This is a genomic window from Xanthomonas sp. LMG 12461 (genome assembly GCF_009192935.1).
GTDB classification, from domain to species: domain Bacteria; phylum Pseudomonadota; class Gammaproteobacteria; order Xanthomonadales; family Xanthomonadaceae; genus Xanthomonas_A; species Xanthomonas_A sontii.
On record NZ_NQYT01000068.1, the window covers coordinates 1 to 20,407 of the forward strand.

Here is a 20,407-nt window from a genome sequence, read left to right on the forward strand (position 1 = left end):
AGCTGCGGCAGAAGATCGAGCACGTGGTGGTGATCTACGCCGAGAACCGCAGCTTCAACAATCTGTTCCCCGAGTTCCCCGGGCTGCAGCAGCCGCTGTCCAAGGTGACGCCGGCGCAGGCGCGGCAGGTGGACCGCGACGGCAGCGTGCTCGACATCCTGCCGCCGATCTGGGGCGGACTGGCGCCGGACGAACAGGTGGTGGCGCATCGCCGCTACAAGATCGGCGAGGACGCGATCGGGCCGCTGCCCAATGCGCCGTTCGCGCTGCGCACGCCGGACGGCCAGCTGCTGCCGCACGGCATCGTGACCCGCGACCTGGTGCATCGCTTCTACGAGAATCAGATGCAGATCAACGGCGGCCGCAACGACGGCTTCGCCGCATGGAGCGACGCCGGCGGCCTGGTGATGGGCCACTACGCCGATGCGCCGGCCACGCTGCGGCTGTGGAGCCTGGCACGCGACTACACGCTGTGCGACAACTTCTTCATGGGCGCGTTCGGCGGTTCGTTCCTCAACCATCAGTACCTGATCGCCGCGCAGGCGCCGTACTACCCCAAGGCCGACACCAGCCCGGGGCGGACGCAGATCAGCGTGCTGGCCAGCGACCGACCCGACGAGATCCGCCTGGCGGTGCAGGACGATTCGCCGGGTACCGCGCTCAACGGCCGGCCGCGCTTCGTGCGCAACGGCGCGCTGACCCCGGATTTCTGGGCGATCAATACCCTGAGCCCGCCGTTCCAGCCCAGCACCAGCCAGGACCCGACGCGCCCGGACTACGCCGACCCCAACAGCCCCAATACGCTGCCGGCGCAGACCCACCGCCATATCGGCGATGCGCTCGACGCCAAGGGCGTGGACTGGGCCTGGTACGCCGGCGGCTGGGCGCTGGCGGTGCAGGGCAAGGGCGACACCGGCGACACCAGCGAGTTCCCGGGCAGTCCCAACTTCCAGATCCACCACCAGCCGTTCAACTACTTCGCCAACCTCGCCCCGGGCACGCCGGCGCGGGCGCGCCGGCTGCGCGACGGCGGCCTGGGCGACACCGCCCCGGAGAACCGCTTCCTCGCCGACGTGCAGGCCGGCACGCTGCCGCCGGTGACGTTCTACAAGCCGCAAGGCAACCTCAACATGCACGCCGGCTACTCCGACGTGGCCGCCGGCGATCGCCACATCGCGATGGTGGTGGACGCGCTGCGCAACAGCCCGCTGTGGGAGAAGACCGTCGTGTTCATCACCTTCGACGAGAACGGCGGCTGGTGGGACCACGTGGCGCCGCCCAAGGCCGACCGCTGGGGCCCGGGCTCGCGCATCCCGGCGCTGGTGGTGTCGCCGCACGCCAAGCGCGGCCACGTCGACCACAGCGTCTACGACACCGGCTCGATCCTGCGCTTCATCACCCGCCGCTTCGGCCTGGAGCCGTTGCCGGGCCTGGTCGAGCGCGAACGTGCGATGCACGCTGCCAGCGGCGTGGTGCCGGGCGACCTCACCGCCGCGCTGGATCTGGGCTAGGCCGGCGCAGGTTGCGCAGGGCGCGGCGGTCTGCCGCCGCCCTGCCCTGCCTCCACGCAATGCCGTGCTCAGGCGGCCTGGAAGGTGCCAGCGCCGCGCTGGCGACGGAACAGCAGCAAGGTGCAGGCCAGGCCGATCAGCGCCGCCAGCGACAGCCACAGCGCCGGCGCCGCGCGGCTGTGCGTGGTGTGGATCAGCCAGGTCGACACCGCCGGGGTGAAGCCGCCCATCGTCGCAGTGGCCAGGCTGTAGGCCAGCGAGAAACCGGTGGTGCGCACCTCGGCCGGCATCACCTCGGTCAGCGCCACCACCATCGCACCGTTGTAGGCACCGTACAGCAGCGACAGCCACTCGCCGACCAGCAGCAGCCGCACGAACGAAGGCGCGTCGACCAGCCACTGCAGCGCCGGCCACACCGTCAGCGGCATCGCCACGCTGGCGAACACCAGCAGCGGCTTGCGGCCGATGCGGTCGCTCAGCGCGCCCATCACCGGCAGCCACACGAAATTGGACAGGCCGATGCAGCCGGTCACCACCAGGCTGTCGAGCTCGCTCAGGTGCAGTTCGGCACGGCCGTAGGTCGGCATGTAGGCGGTGATCAGGTAGAACGACACGGTGGTCATCATCACCATGCCCACGCCGGCCAGGATCAATCCGACATTGGCGCGCAGCGAGCGCGCGATGCCGGCCAGGTCCGGCGCCTGCCGCGCGGCGAACTCCGGGGTTTCCTGCAGCGAGCGGCGGATCAGGAAGATCAGCGGCACGATCAGGCTGCCGATGGCGAACGGCACGCGCCAGCCCCAGCTGTCCATCGTGCTGTCGGAGAGCAGCGCGTGCAGGGCCACGCCGAGCGCAGCGGCGAACACCACCGCCACCTGCTGGCTGGCCGACTGCCAGGCCACGTAGAAGCCGCGCCGGCCCGGCGTGGCGATCTCGGCCAGATACACCGACACGCCGCCCAGCTCGGCGCCGGCGGAGAAGCCCTGCAGCAGGCGGCCGAGCAGCACCAGCAACGGCGCCAGCACGCCGATGGTGCCGTAGCCGGGGACGAAGGCGATCAGCAGCACCCCGGCCGACATCAGCCCCAGGGTCAGGATCAGGCCCTTGCGACGCCCGTGCCGGTCGATGTAACCACCGAGCACCAGCGCGCCGATCGGCCGCATCAGGAAGCCGGCGCCGAACGTGGCCAGCGACAGCATCAGCGAGGCGAACGCGCTATGCGACGGGAAGAACGCATGGCCGATGGCCGTGGCATAGAAGCCATAGACCATGAAGTCGTACATCTCGAGGAAGTTGCCGGTGACCACGCGGAACACGGCGGCGGCGCCGTGCGGCGCGGCCTCGGCTGGGGATGGTGCGGAAGCGGTCATCGATCGGAGTCTGCTGGAGAAGAAACGGCACCGCCTTGCGATGTCGTGCGACGGCACGGGCGGCGCGCGCGGCAACGGTACAACACGTCGCGTACGCATGCCGCCATGACGCTGCACGTCGCTACGTACGGGTTAATGCACAGCGGTACGACGCCCAGGCCGGAACTGCCGCTGATGCAACATCGGGTGCATCCCGATACGCGCCGGTGATGCACCAAGCGTCGATGTCGATACGATCTCTACGTCCGCGCCTGGCTCGCTGGCGCCAACGCCTCACGAAGCAGGCCAGCACGCGCAGGTCGCAACGACGCCACCACGTCCGAACGGGTAGCCTGCACGCTGTCACGCACCAGGAAGCGCCACCGATGCGTCCCGTTCGACCGCTGCATCTCGGCGTGATCGCCGATACCCATGGCTTGCTGCGCCCCGAGGCGCTGGCGGCCTTGCGCGGCTGCGCCGCCATCGTGCATGCCGGCGACATCGGCAAACCGGACGTGCTCGACGCACTGCGGGAACTGGCGCCGCTGCACGCGATCCGCGGCAACATCGATACCGCGCCATGGGCACAGGCACTGCCCGAGACCCTGGACCTGGACATCGACGGCGTGCGCCTGCACGTGCGCCACGACCTGAAGACGCTGGATCACGTCGCCGACGGTGTGGACGTGGTGATCAGCGGCCACTCGCACAAGCCCTTGCTGGAGACCCGCGACGGCGTGCTCTACCTCAACCCGGGCAGTGCCGGGCCGCGCCGTTTCCGCCTGCCGATCAGCCTCGGCCACCTGTATCTGACACCGACCGGCCCGCGCGGCGAGTTACAGATCCTGGGCTAGCGCAGGCGGTTCCCGCGCCGTGGCGCAGCGACACGCGACGGGCAGGCGACGAACGCGCGCGATCTTCGCTACAGTGGAGGCGGGGAGGCGTGCGGCCAGCGGAAGGCGTGGCGACGCCAGGATGCGGCAATGCGAAGGGGAGCGAGCATGCGCAAGGGATGGAACGTGTTCGGCAAGGTCGGCCTCGGCCGCATGACCAGGGACGAGTACCAGGCCAATCTCAACGGCCTGAACATGTTCTTCGGTGCCGTCCTGGGCCTGGTGCTCACCGGCACCGAGCGCCTCAACGCCTGGCAGTTCGGTGTGGTCCTGGGCGTCCTCGCCAGCCTGGTCATCTCGATCCTGTTCATTTCCAGCAGCCGGCACCGGGTGGCGTACGCGATCTACACCCTGCTGATGGTGCTGGCGCTACCGAAGGTGATCGACGTGATGCTCAAGGGCCAGGCCCTGCTGCCGGACAAGGTGCAGCCGACGCTGATCGTGTGGACCATGATGACCATCCTGGTGGAGTTCTGGGGCCGCGAGAAGGACGCCGAGAACGCTGCCGCGACGGCCGCGGACCGCACGCTCGGCTAGACGGCGCGCGGGCGCGGACGCACGTCGCGCACCGTCGCGATCGCGGCGGCGCGTCGCCTCACCAATCCGTCGGCGCGTAGTCCTTGAGGAACTGGCCCCACACGTGCTCGCCGGTGTTGAAGCCGTGGATGATCGGATCGACGATGCGCGCGGCGCCGTCGACGATGTCCAGCGGCGGATGGAACCGCTCTTCCTCCACCTTGCGCGCGGCGATCTCGGCCGGATCCTCGTCGGTGACCCAGCCGGTATCCACGCTGTTCATGTGGATGCCGTCGTTCTGGTAATCGGCCGCCGAGGTGCGGGTCATCATGTTCAACGCGGCCTTGGCCATGTTGGTGTGCGGATGCCGGGTGGTCTTGAAGTTGCGGTAGAACTGCCCCTCCATCGCCGACACGTTGACGATGTGCTTGTCGCGCTCGGGCGTGCGCAGCATCAGCGGCTTGAGCCGCGCGTTGAGGACGAACGGCGCGACCGCGTTGACCAGTTGCGTCTCCAGCAGCTCCACCGAGGACACTTCGTCCAGCAGCAGGCGCCAGGAGTTGCGCCCGCGCAGGTCCACCTGCTGCAGGTCCTGGTCCAGGCGCCCCTCCGGGAACAGGTGCTGCTGGGCGAGCAGGTCGTCGGCCAGCAGCGGCACTTGCGACAGCTCCGCGGCGCGCAGCAGGCCGTCGGCACCGCTGCGCCCCTGGCCCGCCCCGGCCATCTGCGTGTTGCCCCCAGCCGGCAGCAGATCGGGGCCGCGCAGGCCTTCGTACTGGCCCACCAGCCGGCGCACGTGCTCGGGCAGGTCGTGCAGCGCGGCGGTCTCGCCGGCCAGCATGTGCGCGTAGAACTGCGGCGGCCGGCGCACGGTCTGGCAGGCGTTGTTGACGATGAAATCCAGGCGCGTGCGGGTCGCCAGCAGCTCGCTGCAGAACGCCTCGACGCTGGGCGTGTGGCGCAGGTCCAGCCCGTACACCTGCAGGCGGTGGCCCCACTCGGCGAAATCCGGCTCTTCCGCGTAGCGCGCGGCCGAGTCGCGCGGGAAGCGCGTGGTCACGATCAGCTCCGCACCCGCACGCAGCAGCTTGAGCCCGGCCTGGTAGCCGATCTTGACCCGGCCGCCGGTGAGCAGCGCCACGCGCCCGCGCAGGTCCGCGGTCTCGGTGCGCTTGAAGTAGTTCAGCTCGGCGCAGGGCGGGCACATCTGGTCGTAGAAGTGATGCAGCTCGGTGTACTTCTGCTTGCACACGTAGCAGTGGCGCAACTCGGGCGAATGCACCGCCGGCGCCTCGGCCACGGCCTGCGCATGGGTCAGCGCTTCCGGGGTGTGCGGCGGGAAATAGTTGGGCGTACTGAATACCGGTTTGCGCCGCAGCGCGCGGATGCCGGTCTGCGCCAGCAGCTCCTCGGCCTTGCGCACCTTCTCCTGGTGGCGCTCGCGCGCCTGTTCCTTGAGCAGCTTGCGCCGCGCCTTGGGCTCGGGATTGAAGACCTGGGCGACCACCTGCAGCAGACGCACCCGCTCGGCTTCCGGCAGGGTATCGAGCACGCGCCGGTCGGCGGCGATGGTCTCGAGCAGGTCCAGGGCGATGCGCAGGCGCTCGGCCAGGGGCAGGTCGTCGGGCGAAACAGGGGCAGTGGCGTTCAAGACAGATCCGGGGATGGGCGACGGCGAGCCGCGGCAGAGCGCCGGCACGATGCCGACAGGGCAGCACGCGGCCCGGATGCGCCACCGCCCGCCGAAGCGGGAACAGCGGCGGCACGGGCCGCGGCGGGCCGGAGGAACCGGCCACCCGGGCATTTTCGCCGATCCGCGGCCTGCGATCCACGCGCCGTGCGATTGCCGGTCCCGGCCTCCGCTCCGGAGGCGGAGCGAGGCGGGACCGCTCAGCGCGCCGGTGCGGTCGCGAACTCGCCGCGCTGCAGCTTGGCCACGTCGTTGCCTTGCGCATCCTGGGCCTGCAGGTCGGCGCCCTTGGCGGCGAGATCCTTCAGCACCTCGGTGCGCTGGAACAGCGCCGCGTACATCGCCGCGGTCTGCCCGGCGTTGTTGCGCTGGTCCGGCGCGCAATCGGCCTGCATCAGCCGCTTGGCGATGCTCAGCTCGCCCTTGAAGATCGCGCCCATCAGCGCGGTGTTGCCGCGCTTGTCCTGCGCGCAGGGGTCGGCCCCGGCGCGCAGCAACTGCTCCACCGCCGCCTGCTGGCCGTGGTAGGCGGCCAGGATCAGCGCGGTGTAACCCTTGTCGTCGCGGGTATCGAGGTCGTAATGGGCGCGGATGAACTCGGCCAGCATGTCCTGGCGGCCCTGCCGTGCGGCATCGAAGAAGTAGCTGCGCAATTGCGCCTGCACCGCGGCCGGATCGGGCGCCGCCGGCGCGGCCGGTGCAGCGACCGCCGTGGCGCTGACCGCGAGGCCAAGAAGGAAGAGGACAACACGACGCATGGGGAGTCTCCGCAAGAACGTGCGCGGCGCGGCGATGCCGCCGCCGGGCCGCGCGTGGGACGGATCAATCCTGCAGCTGCGCAGCCAATTGCTTGACCCGCGCCAGGTCGCCCTTGGCCACCCGCGCCACGCCGCTGCCGTAGGCCGGGTCGGCCTTGTACAGGAACGACAGCATGAGGTGCTTGCTCGCGTCGTCGGTGCCGGCCAGCGACTCGCCGAAGCTCTGGATCAGGTCCTGCTGTTCCTTCTTGCTGTAGCTGCGGAACAGTTCGCCGGCCTGCTTGAAGTTCTGCTCGCGGGTGATCCTGGCCTGCTGGGTGGTGCCGGACAGCGGCAACTGGCTGTAGCGCGCGTTCGGATCCTGCGGCCTCGGGCTGAGACGGCTCGGCTCGTAGTTCACGCCGCTGCTAGTGCTGCCGGCATTCATCGCGCCGTCCTGGTTGCCGTTGTTGACCGCCACGCGCGGCCGGTTCACTGGCAGGCTCAGGCCGTTGGTGCCGACGCGGTACAGCTGCGTGTCGGCGTAGGAGAAGATGCGCCCCTGCAGCAGGCGGTCTTCCGACGGCTCGATGCCCGGCACCAGATTGGCCGGCGCCATCGCCACCTGCTCGGTCTCCTGGAAGAAGTTGTCCACGTTCTTGTTCAGCACCATCTGCCCGATCTTGCGCTCGGGTACGCCCGGCCAGATCTTGGTGGCGTCCAACGGATCGAAGTCGAACTTGGCCAGGTCCTCGGGCGCGAGCACCTGGATGTACAGGTCCCACTTCGGATAGTCGCCACGCTTGATCGCGCCGACCAGGTCGTTGGTCAGGTGGCTGTAGTCCTTGCCCTGCACCGTCACCACCTGCTGCGGATCCAGGTTCTTGAGGCCCTGCAGGCTCTTCCAGTGGAACTTGACGTAGTGCACCTGGCCCTGCGCGTTGACCAGCTTGTAGGCATGCACGCCGTTGCCGTCCATGAAGCGGTAGCCGGCCGGCGTGCCTTCGTTGGAGTACAGCAGGGTCAGGGTGCGGGTCGCCTCGGGCACGTGCGAGAAGAAGTCGAAGCGACGCGCATCGTCGTCGAGGTTGGTGCGCGGGTCCGGCTTGAACGCGTGCACCATGTCCGGGAACTTGATCGCATCGCGGATGAAGAAGGTCGGGAAGTTGTTGCCGACCAGGTCCCAGTTGCCTTCGCTGGTGTAGAACTTGGTGGCGAAGCCATGCGGATCGCGCAGCGTCTCCGGCGAATGATTGCCGTGCACCACCGAGGAGAAGCGCACGAACACCGGCGTGGTGGTGCCCGGCGCGAACACCTTGGCCTTGCTCAAGTCGGAGATGTCGGCGGTGGCGGTGAACTCGCCATGCACGCCGGTGCCGCGCGCATGCACCACGCGCTCTGGGATGCGCTCGCGATCGAAGCGCTGCAGCTTCTGGATCAGTTGCACGTCCTGCAGCAGCGTCGGGCCGTTGGGCCCGGCGGTCTGCGAGTTCTGGTTGTCGCCCACCGGCGCGCCATTGTCGCGGGTGAGCGTGGACTGCGCGGCGCTGGCCGACAGGATCAGGGAAGGCGACAACAGGACAAGCAACAACAGGGATCCAGGGCGCATGGCGTCGGCTCGTGTGAAGGGAGCTGCAGCATGGCGGCAGTCCGGCGCGCAGAACATTCGTTCCTTGCGATCGATGCCATCGACGCGGCCAATCGCATCCGCGCACTGTGATCGCGACCATTGGTAGAGCGCGCAATCCTTTGCAGCTGCAGCGTCGTCGCTGCGTCACTCGACGACGATGCAGCCGCAGATCGACCGCAAAATGTAGACGCGCGCGCGTGCCAGCGGCAGCGGCGATGCCTGGCGATGTGGCCGCAAGCGCACCGCGGCGCGATGCACCGCGCGTAGCGCCGCGACGGCGGACGCTAGCGCTTGGCGCTCAGCGCGCGGCTGCGATCGGCGAACAGTGTCTGATCGGCTTGGCTGTAGGCGGCGCGCTGCACGGCCGCATCGATGCCGCGCTGGAAGTCGGCGCGGAACGCCGACTCGGTGATGCGCTGGGCGATCAGGAACACCGCGTGCGCCGTGTCGGCGCCGACCGCCTGCGCATCGGGAAAGCCCTGGCGTCGGATCAGATCGGTCAGGCGCTCCTGGCTTTGCTTCTGCGCCATGCGCACTTCGCGTGCATACGCGCGCAACGAGACGGTATCGTGCTGCAGACGCTGCGGCGAGTAGTCCCGCTTGAGATCGGCGCGCGCCTGCGCGTCGTCGCTGATCAACTGCAGCAGTTGCGTGCGATAGGCCGGATTGGCCGGCGCTGCCGCTGCTGCGTCTTCTGTCGGTGCGCCCGTCGGCTGCGCCACGGCGATGCCGGTCAGCACGCACAACGCCGCTCCGAACGCCCACTGTCTGGCGATTCGCATCATGATTCCCCCTGTCGCCCGCGATACTAGACCAGCGCGCGCGCCCTGTCCGCGCCGCGGCGGCGACCGCACGCCGTTGCCCTCAGTGCGATGCCAGCTCGGCAAACGGCGTCACATCGACAACCCAACGGGCGTCACATCGGCTAGCCGATCACCCGCTTGAACGGCGGCAGCGCGTCGATGATGCGCTTGCCGTAGCGCTTGGTCAGCAGCCGCGAGTCGAGAATGATCACGCGGCCGTGGTCGTCGGCGGTGCGGATCAGGCGGCCGGCGAACTGGGTCAGGGTGCGCAGCGCGTGCGGCACCGCGATCAGGTTGAAGGCGTTGAGGCCGCGGCTTTCGAACCATTCGCCGAGCGTGGCGGTCTGCGGATCGGTCGGCACCGCGAACGGCACCTGGGTGATGACCACGGTGGTGCAGGCCTCGCCCGGCAGGTCCAGGCCCTCGCCGAAGGAATTGAGGCCGAACAGCACCGAGCCTTCGCCGGCGCCGATGCGGCGCATGTGCTCGCCGATCATCTGCGACTTGGAGCCCTCGCCCTGCACCAGCACGCGGTTGCGCTGCGCGAGCGGCAACAGATCGGCCACCTTGAGCATCTTCCAGCGCGAGGTGAACAGCACGATCGAACCCTTGCCCCAGTCCAGTTCGCGCACCAGGTAGCGCGCCACTTCGCGCGGATGGCCCTCGCGGTCGTCCGGCGCCACCGGGAACGCCGGCACGATCAGCTCGGCCTGGTTGGGCAGATCGAACGGCGAGGACAGCGACACCATCTCCGCATGCGCGGGCAGGCCGTTGTCGATCGCCAGCGCCTGGAAGTCGCCGCCGCCGGTGAGCGTGGCCGAGGTCAGCACGGCCGCGTCCACTTCGCTCCACAGCAGCGAGCGCAGCACCTGCGCGGCCGACACCGGCGAGCAATGGCAGATCAGATCGGCATCGCGCGAGGCGGTGATCCAGCGCGCCATCGGCGGCTGCCCGTCCTGGTCCTCGCGGCGCCAGCCCAGCCACAGCGCGTACTGCTGCTCGACCATCTCCAGGGCCATGCCCAGGTTGCGCTGCAGGCGTTCCTTGGCCGCGTCCTCCTGCTTGGACTTGGCCGCCATCTGGTGTGCGGCCTGCACCCAGTTCAGCAGCGCCCCGGTGTCCTGCGCCTGCGCATCGATCAGCGGCTTCCAGTCCTCGGGCAGGCGGCCGTTGGGCGCGCGCCACATCGGTTCGTCCTGGCCCGGCTCCGGCACCCACACCCGTTCGATCTCGGCGCGGAACGCCTTCAGGCCCTTGGCCACCTGCGCGGCCAGTTCGACTGCCTCGTTGGGCAACTGGTTGCCGATGCGGTCCTTGTCGGCGAGCCGGTAGGCGGCGCCGACCAGCGCCTGCAGGCGGCCGGTGCGCCGCGCCATCTCGTCCAGCGGCAGGTTCGCCGCGCCCTGGTCGATGGCGACGCCGGCGATGTGGTGGCCCTCGTCGAGCACCAGCAGCATGTCCGACGGCGGCGCGATCAGCGGCTGGCCGTTGTCGCTGTCGCCCAGCGACAGCGCCGACAGCAGCAGGGCGTGGTTGGTGACCACGATCTGCGCATCGCGCACCTCGCTGCGCGCCTTCAGCACAGGGCACTGCACCGCGAACGAACAGCGGCGCCCGGCGCAGCCGGCCGCATTGGTGGTGATGCGCGCACGCAGCGACGGCGGCACCGGCTCCGGCGCGGCATCCAGGTCGCCGTTCCAGGTCCTGTCGGCGTAGGCCTTGGCCAACGCCCGCGCCTGCTCGGCCTCGGCCGGGCTCAACGGGCGGTCGTACAGCGGCGCCTCGTCCTCGAACATGCTGTCCTGCGCGGCCTCGCCATGCAGCTCGGCGACGTTGCGCGTGCACAGGTAACGGGTGCGGCCCTTGGCCAGCGCCACCGTGGCCTCCAGCCCGGTGGCCTTGAGGAAGGCCGGGATATCGCGCTCGACCAGCTGCGACTGCAGCGCCACCGTGCCGGTGCTGATCACCAGTTTCTTCTTGCTCGCCAGGGCGATCGGCACGCCGGCGGTCAGATAGCCCAGGCTCTTGCCGACGCCGGTGGGCGCCTCGGCCACGCCGACGCCGCCGGAGGTGCCGAGCGCGCGCGAGACCACGCCGATCATCTGGCTCTGCGCGCGGCGCACGCGGAAGCCCGGCGTATTGGCCTGCAGCTTGGCGTAGGCATCGCGGATGGCCAGCTTGACCGGTTCGGTGAGCTGACGCGGGGACGGGCCGGACGCGGGCGGCGTCGACGGCGAAGCGGAATCGGTCATCCCGGCATTTTCTCACGTCCCGTCGCAGGGACTGAAACGCTGGAACTGAACGGTGCTGCGCGCCGCGTTATGGCGGCGGCGGCGCGGCCTTGCGCGGCAGCGCCAGCCACAGCGCGCGCAGCAGCAAGGCCAGCCCGGCCACGTACAGCGCATCGTCCAGCAGATGCACCAGCGCATAGGCGTCCGGATGGGTGCCGCGGAACTGGGGCGTCATCAGTTCCACCCAGCCCAGCACCGCGTTCAACAGGCGCGGCAGGATCGCGCCCATCATCAGCACCGTCAGCCCGAGCCGCGCCAGCAGGCCGAGCCCGCCGGTCAGCACGCTCATGTCCAGCACCGGGTGCACGCTCATCGCCAACATCCTCGCCTCCCTGGACGACGCACGCCCTTGTTCTTCACTGCGATGGCGCCCGCCGCGCCGGCAGGGCGAACCACAACGCCAGCACCAGCAACAGCGCGCTCACTGCCGTCAGCAGCGCGACGATCGCCTCCGACATGACCATCCACAGGTTGGATTCGGTCGCGTTCGCCGCGCGCGACATCAGCCACGCCGGCAACAACGACATGCCCGTCGTCAGTACCACGACCAGCACCAGCACGCCCAACCCCCACAAGCCGAGGGTACGCGGCCGGCCAGGGCCGCGCGTGGCCAGCAACCCCAGCCCGACCGCAGACATCGCCAGGATCGGGAACTGGAACAGCGCGGTGAGCAAGAGATAGTTCACGGCGACAGAGTCCACGCAGGGTCTCCTCTTGATGGGCAGCGAACGGGGCGATCGGCGCCGAGCAGGACCACGCCATAGGCGCGGCCCGGGCGTGCCTGCGGTTCTCGCAGCACGATCTCCCTGGGCGCGGGTCGCCGCGACGCCATCAGCGCGGGTTTGCGACGCGCGGCGGCATGGCGAAGCGCAACGCCAGCACCAGCAGCAGCATGCCCACCGCGAAGATCAAGGCGACCGCGCCGTTGACGATGCCCAACAAGCTCGAGATCGACGAGTAACTATGGCCTTGGGAAATCAACCACATCGGCACGAACCACAACGCCAGCCCCAGGCCCAGGGCCAGCAGCAGGATCGCCAGCCCGCAGATTCCCAAGGTGCGCGCACGGCCAGGACGGCGCGTGAACAGCAGCGCCAGTCCGACCACATAGACCAGCGCGAGCGGCAACTGCGTGAGCAGTCGCGTCAGCACCTGCAGCATCAATGATTCGTCCATGCGTTTATTCCCGGATAGAGGGTGGAGGCGAAGTGTTTCAGTCGGCGCTGACCAGCACGGCATCGCGCTCGCGCAGCGCGGCGTACACCGGGTCGGTGTCCGGGCGCACGCCGTGCCAGGCCTCGAAGCTCTCGGCGGCCTGTTCCACCAGCATGCCCAGGCCGTCCACGGTGTCGCGGCAGTGCGCCGCGCGCGCCCAGGCCAGGAACGCGATCGCCACCTCGCCGTAGTTCAGGTCCACCGCCAGGGTCATGCTGTTGATCAGCGACAGCGGCAGGGTGAAGCTGGCGGCCGGGTCGCGGCCGATGGTGGTGGCATTGACGATCAGCTCGAAATCGCCCAGCTCGCGCAGGTCCTCCCAGTAGCGCGAGATCGCGCGCGCCGGCTCGCCCAGCGCATCGACCAGCGCGTCGGCGCGTTCCGGCGCGCGGTTGACCACCACCAGTTGCTGTACGCCGGCCTCCAGCAGCGCCGGCGCCACGCCGCGCGCGGCGCCGCCCGCGCCCAGCAGCAGCGCACGGCGGCCGCGCAGGTCCAGGCCGTTGCGGCCGGTCAGGTCGCGCACCAGGCCGGCGCCGTCGGTGTTGTCGCCATGCCACTGGCCGTCGCGGAAGCTGAGGGTGTTGACCGCACCGGCCGACTGCGCGCGTGCGCTGTGCACCACGCTGAGGGCGAACGCGGCTTCCTTCAGCGGCAGGGTCACGTTGGCGCCGACACCGCCGGCGGCGGCGAAGGCGGCCAGCGCCGCGGCGAACCCGTCGGCCTGAACGTCGATCGCCTCGTACTGCAGGGCGATGCCGGTCTGCTTGGCGAAGGCGGCATGGATGTGCGGCGACAGCGAATGGGCGACGGGATGGCCGAACACGGCAAAACGGGAGTTGGGCATGGAGCGCTCGTTGGTTGTTTTAGACTGGCGGCGACATTCCATGGAATCCCTCATGCGGACCCCTGTCCTGCCGCTCGCGCTGGCCGCGAGTTTACTCTGCGCGCCGTGTGCGTTCGCGCTTTCCGAATTCGGCATCGAGGGCATGGGCGTGGTATCGACCGCCGCCGACGAGACCCGCGCCAGCGTCGCGCCCGACGGCCAGCGCATCGTCTGGGCCAGTCCCGACCGCCCCGGCGGGCCCGGCGGCGGCGACCTGTGGCAGGCCGTGCTGCGCGACGGGCGCTGGCGCGACCCGCAACCGCTGCCGGCGCCCGTGAACTCGCCGAGCCTGGACAGCGACCCGTTCTTCAGCGCCGATGGGCGCTGGCTGTACTTCGCCTCGGATCGCCCCGGCGGCCATGGCGGCAGCGACCTGTACCGCGCGCCGGTGCTGGCCGGCGGCGGTTACGGCGCGCCGCAGAACCTGGGCGCGGCAGTGAATTCGCCGGGCAACGAGCGTGCGCCGACCCTGTCGCTGGACGGCACGCGGCTGCTGTTCGCCAGCGACGGCCATGGCGGCGCCGGCGGCCTGGACCTGTTCGTGGCGCGCCAGGAGGGCCAGGCGTTCGCAGCACCGCAGGCGTTGGCCGGGGTCAACAGCGCCGACGACGAGACCGATGCGGCGTGGCTGGGCGACGGCCGTGCGCTGCTGTTCGCGCGTGCCCATGGCGGTACGAGCAGCCAGGTGCTGCTGGCGCAATGCGCCGGTGGCCGCTACGCGGATCCGCAGCCGCTGGCGCTGTCGTTCAACGGCAGCGACGGCCACACCGCCGGCGCCGTGCTGGATGCGTCCAAGCCCAGCGAACTGCTGCTGTCCGGCAGCGCCCGCGCGCCCAGGGCCGGCAAGCGCGACCTGTACCGGATCAAGGCGCCGGCCGCCATCGGTAGCGGCGACTGCAGGTAAGCGGATTGCGCGGCGACGCGAGGCAGATGCCAGTCTGCTGCCGCGCCGACACACAACAAGCGGGACCAGAAGACCGTTGTGGGATGGACTTCAGTCCCGACGCATGGCACTCGGACGCATCGCCCGGTTGCTTCACGCGCGCATTCCGCTCGGATCAGTGGCTCGCTGAAATTGCTGCCACCGTCCTCTGCCCGTCACCATGATGCGCAGCGACGATCAGGGCTGGCACGCAAGAGCCTGGATCGCACTGCGATCGGCGCATCGCCTCAATACACGTCGCGCCGATAGCGCCCATCCGCGCTGAGCGCATCGAGCGCGTCCTCGCCCAGGATCTCGCGCAACGCCGTATCCACGCAGCGCGCCATGCCGGCAAGACTGCCGCAGACGTACACGGTGGCGCCGCGCGCGACCCAGTCGCGGACCGCGTCGGCAGACTCGCGCAACCCGTCCTGCACGTAGCGCTTGTGCGCCTGGTCGCGCGAGAACAGCAGATCCAGGCGCTGCAGATGGCCGACGTCGCGCCAGGCGCGCAGCTCGTCGCCGAACAGCGCATCGTGCGCGGCATTGCGTTCGCCGAACAGCAGCCAGTGCCCCTGCACACCGGCCTGCGCGGCCTCGCGCAGCAGGCTGCGCAGGCCGGCGATACCGGTGCCGTTGCCGATCAGCAGCATGGGCGCATCGCCATGCCGGCGGAACCCGGGGTTGGCCCGCACCTGCGCGCGCAGCACCGCGCCCACCGGCGCATGCTGGCACAGCCAGCCGGCGCCCACGCCGGGGCGGCCGTCGTCGCGCAGAGTCAGGCGCACCACCAGTTGCAGCAGGCCGTCGGCCGGCACCGAAGCGATCGAGTATTCGCGCAGCGGCAGGGTCGGCAGCGCGTCCACCCAGGCCTGCAGGTCGTCGCCCGGCGTTGGCGGCGTCAGCGCGCGTGACGCCAGCGCCTGCCACAGCGGCTGCCGCAGGCCATCGGCCTGTACCGTCTGTTCCGCGTCCAGCGCCCGTGCGGCGAGCCAGGTGCGGATCGCGTCGGCCGCATGGCAGGGCTGCACTTCCAGGATGTCGCCGGCATGCCAGTGCGCCTGCGGCGGCGGCACCAGGTCGATACGCCACACCGGCGCGCCGGCGCTACCGGGATTGAGCAGGACGCGACCGGCCAGGCCCCAGTCCAGCGGCTCCGGCGCCTGCAGCACCGGCGCCGACGCCGCCACGCCGGTGAGCGCGGACAGTTGCCATTGCCACTGCGCCAGTGCCTGCGGATCGGCGTTGTCCACTTCCAGTGGCGGGAACAGCGCCTGTGCGCCCTGCGCGTCCAGCCAGTGCTGCACCTCCCGCGAGAAGCCGCAGAACTGCGGGTACTGGCGATCGCCCAGGCCGAGCATGGCGTAGCGCAGCTCCGGCAGGGCCTGCGCCTGGCGCAGCACGCGGCGCACGAAGCCGCGCGCCGCGTCCGGCGGTTCGCCGTCGCCGAAGGTGCTGACCACGAACAGCGCGCGCTGGCTGCCGCGCAGCTGGGCCAGGTCCAGCTGCGCCAGCGAACGCACCTCCACCGCCAGCCCGGCGGCCTGCAATTGCGCGGCGGTCTGCCAGGCCAGGCGCTCGGCCAGGCCGCTCTGGCTGGCAAAGCCCACCAGCCAGGCGCCGGCGGCATCGCCGACCAGCCCCGGCAGCGCGCGGCGCGCGGCGCGCAATGCGCGCTTCTTGCGTCGGCGGTCCAGGTACAGCATCCAGCCGGTGACGAAGAACAACGACATGCACAGGCTCGCCAGCAGCATCGCCACGCGCCCGGGCAGGCCGAAGAAGCTGCCGCTGTGCAGCGCGAACATGCTGGTCAGCAGGCGCCGGCCCAGCGGTTGCTGCCGATACTCCAGGTGGCGCAGGACGCGGCCACTGGCCAGATCGACCTCCACGCTGTCGTAGGCACGGTCGTGCGCCGGATCGGGCGGCAGGTAGCGGGCCACGATCGGCTGGCCGTTGCGACCGGGCAGGCGCAGGTCCAGGTAGGCGCGCTGCGCGGCCGGCACGGTCGCCAGGGCCGCCTGCAGCCGCGCGTAGTCCACCGCCGGCGGCTTGCCGCCGCGACCGCCCTCCTTCTCCTTGGGCGCGGCATCGCCGCCGAGCATCGCCACCAGCCCCTGCCGGTACCAGTCGTAGGACCAGTACAGCCCGGTCGCGGCGATCAGCAGGTACACCAGCAGACACCAGGTGCCGATCACCGAGTGCAGGCTCCACAGGAAGCTGCGTCCCTGCCGGTTCCACTCCACCGCCCACCAGGCGCGCCAGCTCCACCAGCGCCGCGGCCAGCGCAGGTACAGGCCGGACAGGCAGAAGAAGATCAGCACGAAGGCGCAAACCCCGGTGACCGCCTCGCCGCGCTCGCCGGCGGCCAGGCGCCGGTGCAGGTCTTCGACGAAGGAGAAGAACCCATCCAGGCGCGGCGCCGGCAGCACCGCGCCGGTGTAGGGGTCGAAGTACAGGCGGCCGCCGTCGCGGCCGGGCAGGCGCACCGCGGACGGCCGCGTGCCGGTCGGATCGATCAACACGCGGTTGCTGCGGTGCGCCCCTTCCAGGTCCAGGCGCCGCGCCAGTTCGGCCAGCGGCAGCGGCTGCTCGCCGGCGGCATGACGCGCGGCGATGGCGGCCAGCGGCGGATTGGCCAGGCGCACGATCTCGTCCTCGAAGGCGAGCGTGGCCCCGCTCAGGCCCATCACCGACAGCACCAGCCCGGCGCTGATGCCGAGCAGCCAGTGCAGCTGGAACAACAAGGACTTGATCACGTCGGCGCGGTGCGGAACAGGGCGGTCGCGCATTGTAAATGAGAACGCTTATCGCATGCGATTGATCCGTCGCCGCGCGGCGTCTACCGCCAAGCGTGACTCACGGCGCAGTTGCCATTTGCGGCACATCCAGCGGTCACCGGACAGACATCGAATCTCGCCAGTTTCTTCACCTCCCCTGACCAGCCGAGGTTCCTGCAATGTCCGTCTCCCTGCGCGGTTGTCTTGCCCTGCTTGCGCTGTTCGCCGCCCAGGCGGCAAGCGCCGCCACCAGCTGTCCCACGCTCTACGCCGGCGGTAAGGCGCCGACGCTCGACGCGTCGATCACCAGCCGCACCACCGAGGTCTGCCATACCGAATACGTGCTGATGGCCTCCGGCGTGACCAAGGGCCCGCTGTACTCGGCCGAGCACATCACCGACCAGCAAGTCGCCGGCGCCGAATCGATCGGCCGCGTCGGCTCCTTCCACGACGAGACCGGCATCCCGGCCGCCGACCGCTCGCATACCTCGGACTACACCAACTCCGGCTTCGACCGCGGCCACATGACCCCGGCCGGCGATGCCTCGACCACCAACTCGGAGAAGGAAACCTTCTCGATGGCCAACGTCGTCCCGCAGGACCACAAGCTCAACACCGGCGAGTGGGCGCGGATCGAAGAGCAGGTGCGTCAGCTGGCCAAGCAGCGCGGCGAGGTCTACGTGGTCACCGGCCCGGCCTTCGACAGCGGCACGCGCAGCAGCATCGGCGCCGACCACGTGCAGATCCCGGACTACGTGTGGAAGGCGGTGTACGAACCGGGCAACGGCGCGGCCGCCTACATGTGCGTCAACGACAGCACCATCAACTGCGACGTGGTGTCGATCAACGACGTCATCACCATGTCCGGCGTGGATCCGTTCCCGGCGATCAGCGCCAGCATGAAGGCCAACCCGATCGCGCTGACGTTGCCGTAAGGCGGGGATTGGGGATTCGGGATTCGGGATTCGTAAAAGCATCCTGACATCCCTGCCCGGGTTGGGGCGGCCGGCGGCGCGTGTGCGCCGGCCGGCCGCCATCGCGGGCGCACCTCAGGCGGTGTGCGCGGTCATCGCCTCGACCAGGGCCGCGAACACCGCGCTGCAGGCGGCGCTGCCGCGTACGTCCTGGTGCATCACGATCCAGCTCTCCAGGCCGACGCGCACCTGCTGCGGCAGCACCGGCAGCAGCGCCGGCGTGCGCCGCGCCAGGGCAACCTGGCAGAAACCGATGCCGCAGCCGGCGCGCAGCAAGGCCAGTTGCGCCAGGTCGCTGTCGGCGCGCAACGCGAACGCCTCGCGCCGCCACGGCGGCAGCGCACTGCGGGCGGCGCGCAGGAACGGCGTTTCCGTATCGAAGCCGATCAGCGCGTGCTGCGGCAGTTCCTCCAGCGTCCGCGGCAGACCATGCCGGTCCACGTAGTCCTGGTGCGCGAACAGCGCCACCGCCACCTCGCCGACGCGGCGCGCGACCAGCACGTCCTGGGTAGGCCGGGTCATGCGTACCGCCACGTCGGCCTCGCGGTGCAGCAGGTCCTGCACCCGGTTGCTCAACACCAGTTCCAGCCGCAGGTGCGGATGCGCGCGGCGCAAGGCCGCCAGCACCGGCGGCAGCACTTCCGCGCCGATCACCTCGCTGGCGGCGATGCGCACCGTGCCGCGCACCGCATCGCCGTGGCGGCCCGCCGCGCGCTGCAGCGACGCGGCCAGGCTGCCCATCGCCTGCGCATGCCCGCGCAAGGCCAGGGCGGCATCGGTGGGCAGCAGGCCGGTCTGCGAGCGCACGAACAGCGGCACCGCCAGCGCCTGTTCCAGCGCCGCCACGTGCCGGCCGACCGTGGGCTGGGTCAGCCCTAGCGCGCGTGCCGCCGCCGACAACGAGCCCTCCTCCAGCACCGCCAGGAAGGAGCGGTAGAGTTCCCAGCCGATCGTATTGTCCATACAGAAATGTATAGCTGGTTGGCGCTCTTCGCCAATTTTCTTCTGCGGCACCCGCACCGAGACTGAGCGCCGACCCCGACGGAGCGCTGCCATGTCCTCTTCTTCTTCCACGGCCCTGGTGCTGGGCGCCAGCGGCGGCATCGGCGGCGAACTGGCGCGGCAGATGCGCGACGCCGGCTGGCAGGTACGCGCCCTGCAGCGCGGCCTCGCCCACCCCAGCGTGGAGCGCGACGGCATCCACTGGCACCACGGCGATGCGCTGCGACAGGCCGACGTGCGGCAGGCGGCCAAGGGCTGTGCGGTGATCGTGCATGCGGTGAACCCGCCCGGTTACCGGCGCTGGTCGGAGCTGGTGCTGCCGATGATCGACAACACCGTGGCCGCGGCCATCGCCGAGCGCGCCACCGTGGTGCTGCCGGGCACGGTCTACAACTACGGCCCGGACGCCTACCCGGCGCCGGACGAAGACGCGCCACAGGCCCCGGTCACCCGCAAGGGCGCGATCCGGGTGGAGCTAGAGCGGCGCCTGCAGGCCGCGACCGCACGAGGCGCACGCGCCATCGTGGTGCGCGCCGGCGACTTCTTCGGACCGCGCGTGGGCAACAGCTGGTTCGCGCAGGGGCTGGTGCGACCGGGACGGCCGGTCACGACGGTGACCCTGCCGGGCGATCCAGGTGTCGGCCACCAATGGGCCTACGTGCCGGACGTGGCGCGGACCATGCTGGCGCTGCTGCAACAGCGCACGCGCCTGCCGGCGTTCGCCCGCCTGCACATGGACGGGCACTGGGACGCCGACGGCACGCAGATGGCCGCGGCGATCGCGCGGGTGGCGCAGCGCCATGGCCTGGCGCCGCCGCGCACGCGCCGCTTTCCGTGGCCGCTGCTGACCCTGGCCCAGCCGTTCTGGCCGCTGGCGCGCGAACTGCACGAGATGCGCCCGCTGTGGCGGCACCCGCTGCGCATGCGCAATGCGCGGCTGCTGGAACTGCTCGGCGAAGAACCGCATACGCCGCTGGACGTGGCGGTGGAGGCGACGCTGCAGGGGCTGGGCTGTCTGCCGGCGGCGACACCATCGACATGACGCCGATGTGTACGTAGGCGCGGCTGACGCCGCGCCTACGAAGATCCACGCAAATGGAGCGCAAGATCGCCGCCTGTACAGGAGCGACTTCAGGGCACCTCGAATGACGCATCATTGCCGCGGCTCGGCATGATGTCCTGTCTCGATGGCAGATACCGTCTTACCCCCT

General features: G+C 70.4%; 18 protein-coding genes. 6 read left to right on the forward strand and 12 right to left on the reverse strand.

Annotation, left to right across the window (positions count from 1 at the left end):
* The coding region (acpA, locus tag CEK68_RS17205; protein WP_226977940.1) for an acid phosphatase at positions 1 to 1,511 on the forward strand (1,511 nt) is incomplete at its 5' end.
* A 68-nt stretch (positions 1,512 to 1,579) separates the two neighbouring features.
* On the opposite strand, the gene CEK68_RS17210 is transcribed toward acpA, so the two are convergent.
* Positions 1,580 to 2,881 carry an MFS transporter gene (locus CEK68_RS17210; RefSeq protein ID WP_152240121.1) on the reverse strand — a complete coding sequence of 434 codons (1,302 nt, stop codon included), beginning with the start codon at positions 2,879 to 2,881 and terminating at the stop codon, positions 1,580 to 1,582.
* A 365-nt stretch (positions 2,882 to 3,246) separates the two neighbouring features.
* Between CEK68_RS17210 and CEK68_RS17215 the strand changes: the two genes are divergently transcribed.
* Positions 3,247 to 3,714 (forward strand): metallophosphoesterase family protein, encoded by a 468-nt coding sequence (locus CEK68_RS17215; protein ID WP_152181847.1) that lies wholly within the window; start codon positions 3,247 to 3,249, stop codon positions 3,712 to 3,714.
* A 147-nt stretch (positions 3,715 to 3,861) separates the two neighbouring features.
* Complete coding sequence (locus tag CEK68_RS17220) at positions 3,862 to 4,290, forward strand: hypothetical protein (protein WP_152237981.1); 429 nt, start codon at positions 3,862 to 3,864, stop codon at positions 4,288 to 4,290.
* A 58-nt stretch (positions 4,291 to 4,348) separates the two neighbouring features.
* Here the strand turns inward: CEK68_RS17220 and CEK68_RS17225 are convergent, their stop codons facing one another.
* The 9 genes from CEK68_RS17225 to aroE form a co-directional block, all read right to left on the reverse strand.
* Positions 4,349 to 5,920, reverse strand: a complete 1,572-nt coding sequence (locus tag CEK68_RS17225) for an SDR family oxidoreductase (RefSeq protein ID WP_152240122.1) — start codon at positions 5,918 to 5,920, stop codon at positions 4,349 to 4,351.
* Between the two features lie 239 nt (positions 5,921 to 6,159).
* On the reverse strand, positions 6,160 to 6,717 hold the full coding sequence (locus CEK68_RS17230) for an ankyrin repeat domain-containing protein (protein ID WP_152240123.1): 558 nt from the start codon (positions 6,715 to 6,717) through the stop codon (positions 6,160 to 6,162).
* A gap of 64 nt (positions 6,718 to 6,781) precedes the next feature.
* Positions 6,782 to 8,305 (reverse strand): catalase KatB, encoded by a 1,524-nt coding sequence (gene katB, locus CEK68_RS17235; RefSeq protein ID WP_152240124.1) that lies wholly within the window; start codon positions 8,303 to 8,305, stop codon positions 6,782 to 6,784.
* Between the two features lie 305 nt (positions 8,306 to 8,610).
* Positions 8,611 to 9,108 carry a hypothetical protein gene (locus CEK68_RS17240; protein WP_226977942.1) on the reverse strand — a complete coding sequence of 166 codons (498 nt, stop codon included), beginning with the start codon at positions 9,106 to 9,108 and terminating at the stop codon, positions 8,611 to 8,613.
* Positions 9,109 to 9,251: 143 nt separating this feature from the next.
* A complete protein-coding gene (gene dinG / locus CEK68_RS17245) occupies positions 9,252 to 11,381 on the reverse strand; it encodes an ATP-dependent DNA helicase DinG (RefSeq protein ID WP_017907401.1) in 2,130 nt (709 codons plus the stop codon).
* Between the two features lie 67 nt (positions 11,382 to 11,448).
* Positions 11,449 to 11,733 carry a hypothetical protein gene (locus tag CEK68_RS17250; protein ID WP_152240125.1) on the reverse strand — a complete coding sequence of 95 codons (285 nt, stop codon included), beginning with the start codon at positions 11,731 to 11,733 and terminating at the stop codon, positions 11,449 to 11,451.
* 43 nt (positions 11,734 to 11,776) lie between these two features.
* Positions 11,777 to 12,121, reverse strand: a complete 345-nt coding sequence (locus CEK68_RS17255) for a hypothetical protein (RefSeq protein ID WP_017909813.1) — start codon at positions 12,119 to 12,121, stop codon at positions 11,777 to 11,779.
* Positions 12,122 to 12,251: 130 nt separating this feature from the next.
* A complete protein-coding gene (locus CEK68_RS17260) occupies positions 12,252 to 12,581 on the reverse strand; it encodes a hypothetical protein (RefSeq protein ID WP_226977943.1) in 330 nt (109 codons plus the stop codon).
* Positions 12,582 to 12,633: 52 nt separating this feature from the next.
* Complete coding sequence (gene aroE / locus CEK68_RS17265) at positions 12,634 to 13,482, reverse strand: shikimate dehydrogenase (protein ID WP_152236826.1); 849 nt, start codon at positions 13,480 to 13,482, stop codon at positions 12,634 to 12,636.
* A gap of 52 nt (positions 13,483 to 13,534) precedes the next feature.
* On the opposite strand from aroE, the gene CEK68_RS17270 reads away from it, so the two are divergent.
* Positions 13,535 to 14,425 (forward strand): PD40 domain-containing protein, encoded by an 891-nt coding sequence (locus tag CEK68_RS17270; RefSeq protein WP_152240127.1) that lies wholly within the window; start codon positions 13,535 to 13,537, stop codon positions 14,423 to 14,425.
* A 266-nt stretch (positions 14,426 to 14,691) separates the two neighbouring features.
* Here the strand turns inward: CEK68_RS17270 and CEK68_RS17275 are convergent, their stop codons facing one another.
* On the reverse strand, positions 14,692 to 17,199 hold the full coding sequence (locus CEK68_RS17275; protein WP_152240128.1) for a sulfite reductase flavoprotein subunit alpha: 2,508 nt from the start codon (positions 17,197 to 17,199) through the stop codon (positions 14,692 to 14,694).
* A gap of 200 nt (positions 17,200 to 17,399) precedes the next feature.
* On the opposite strand from CEK68_RS17275, the gene CEK68_RS17280 reads away from it, so the two are divergent.
* Positions 17,400 to 18,155 carry a DNA/RNA non-specific endonuclease gene (locus CEK68_RS17280; RefSeq protein WP_017909707.1) on the forward strand — a complete coding sequence of 252 codons (756 nt, stop codon included), beginning with the start codon at positions 17,400 to 17,402 and terminating at the stop codon, positions 18,153 to 18,155.
* 114 nt (positions 18,156 to 18,269) lie between these two features.
* On the opposite strand, the gene CEK68_RS17285 is transcribed toward CEK68_RS17280, so the two are convergent.
* On the reverse strand, positions 18,270 to 19,157 hold the full coding sequence (locus tag CEK68_RS17285) for a LysR family transcriptional regulator (protein WP_152240129.1): 888 nt from the start codon (positions 19,155 to 19,157) through the stop codon (positions 18,270 to 18,272).
* 91 nt (positions 19,158 to 19,248) lie between these two features.
* Here CEK68_RS17285 and CEK68_RS17290 point away from each other — a divergent pair, with 91 nt between their 5' ends.
* Positions 19,249 to 20,238 (forward strand): NAD-dependent epimerase/dehydratase family protein, encoded by a 990-nt coding sequence (locus tag CEK68_RS17290; RefSeq protein WP_193314239.1) that lies wholly within the window; start codon positions 19,249 to 19,251, stop codon positions 20,236 to 20,238.
* Positions 20,239 to 20,407 lie beyond the last annotated feature (169 nt).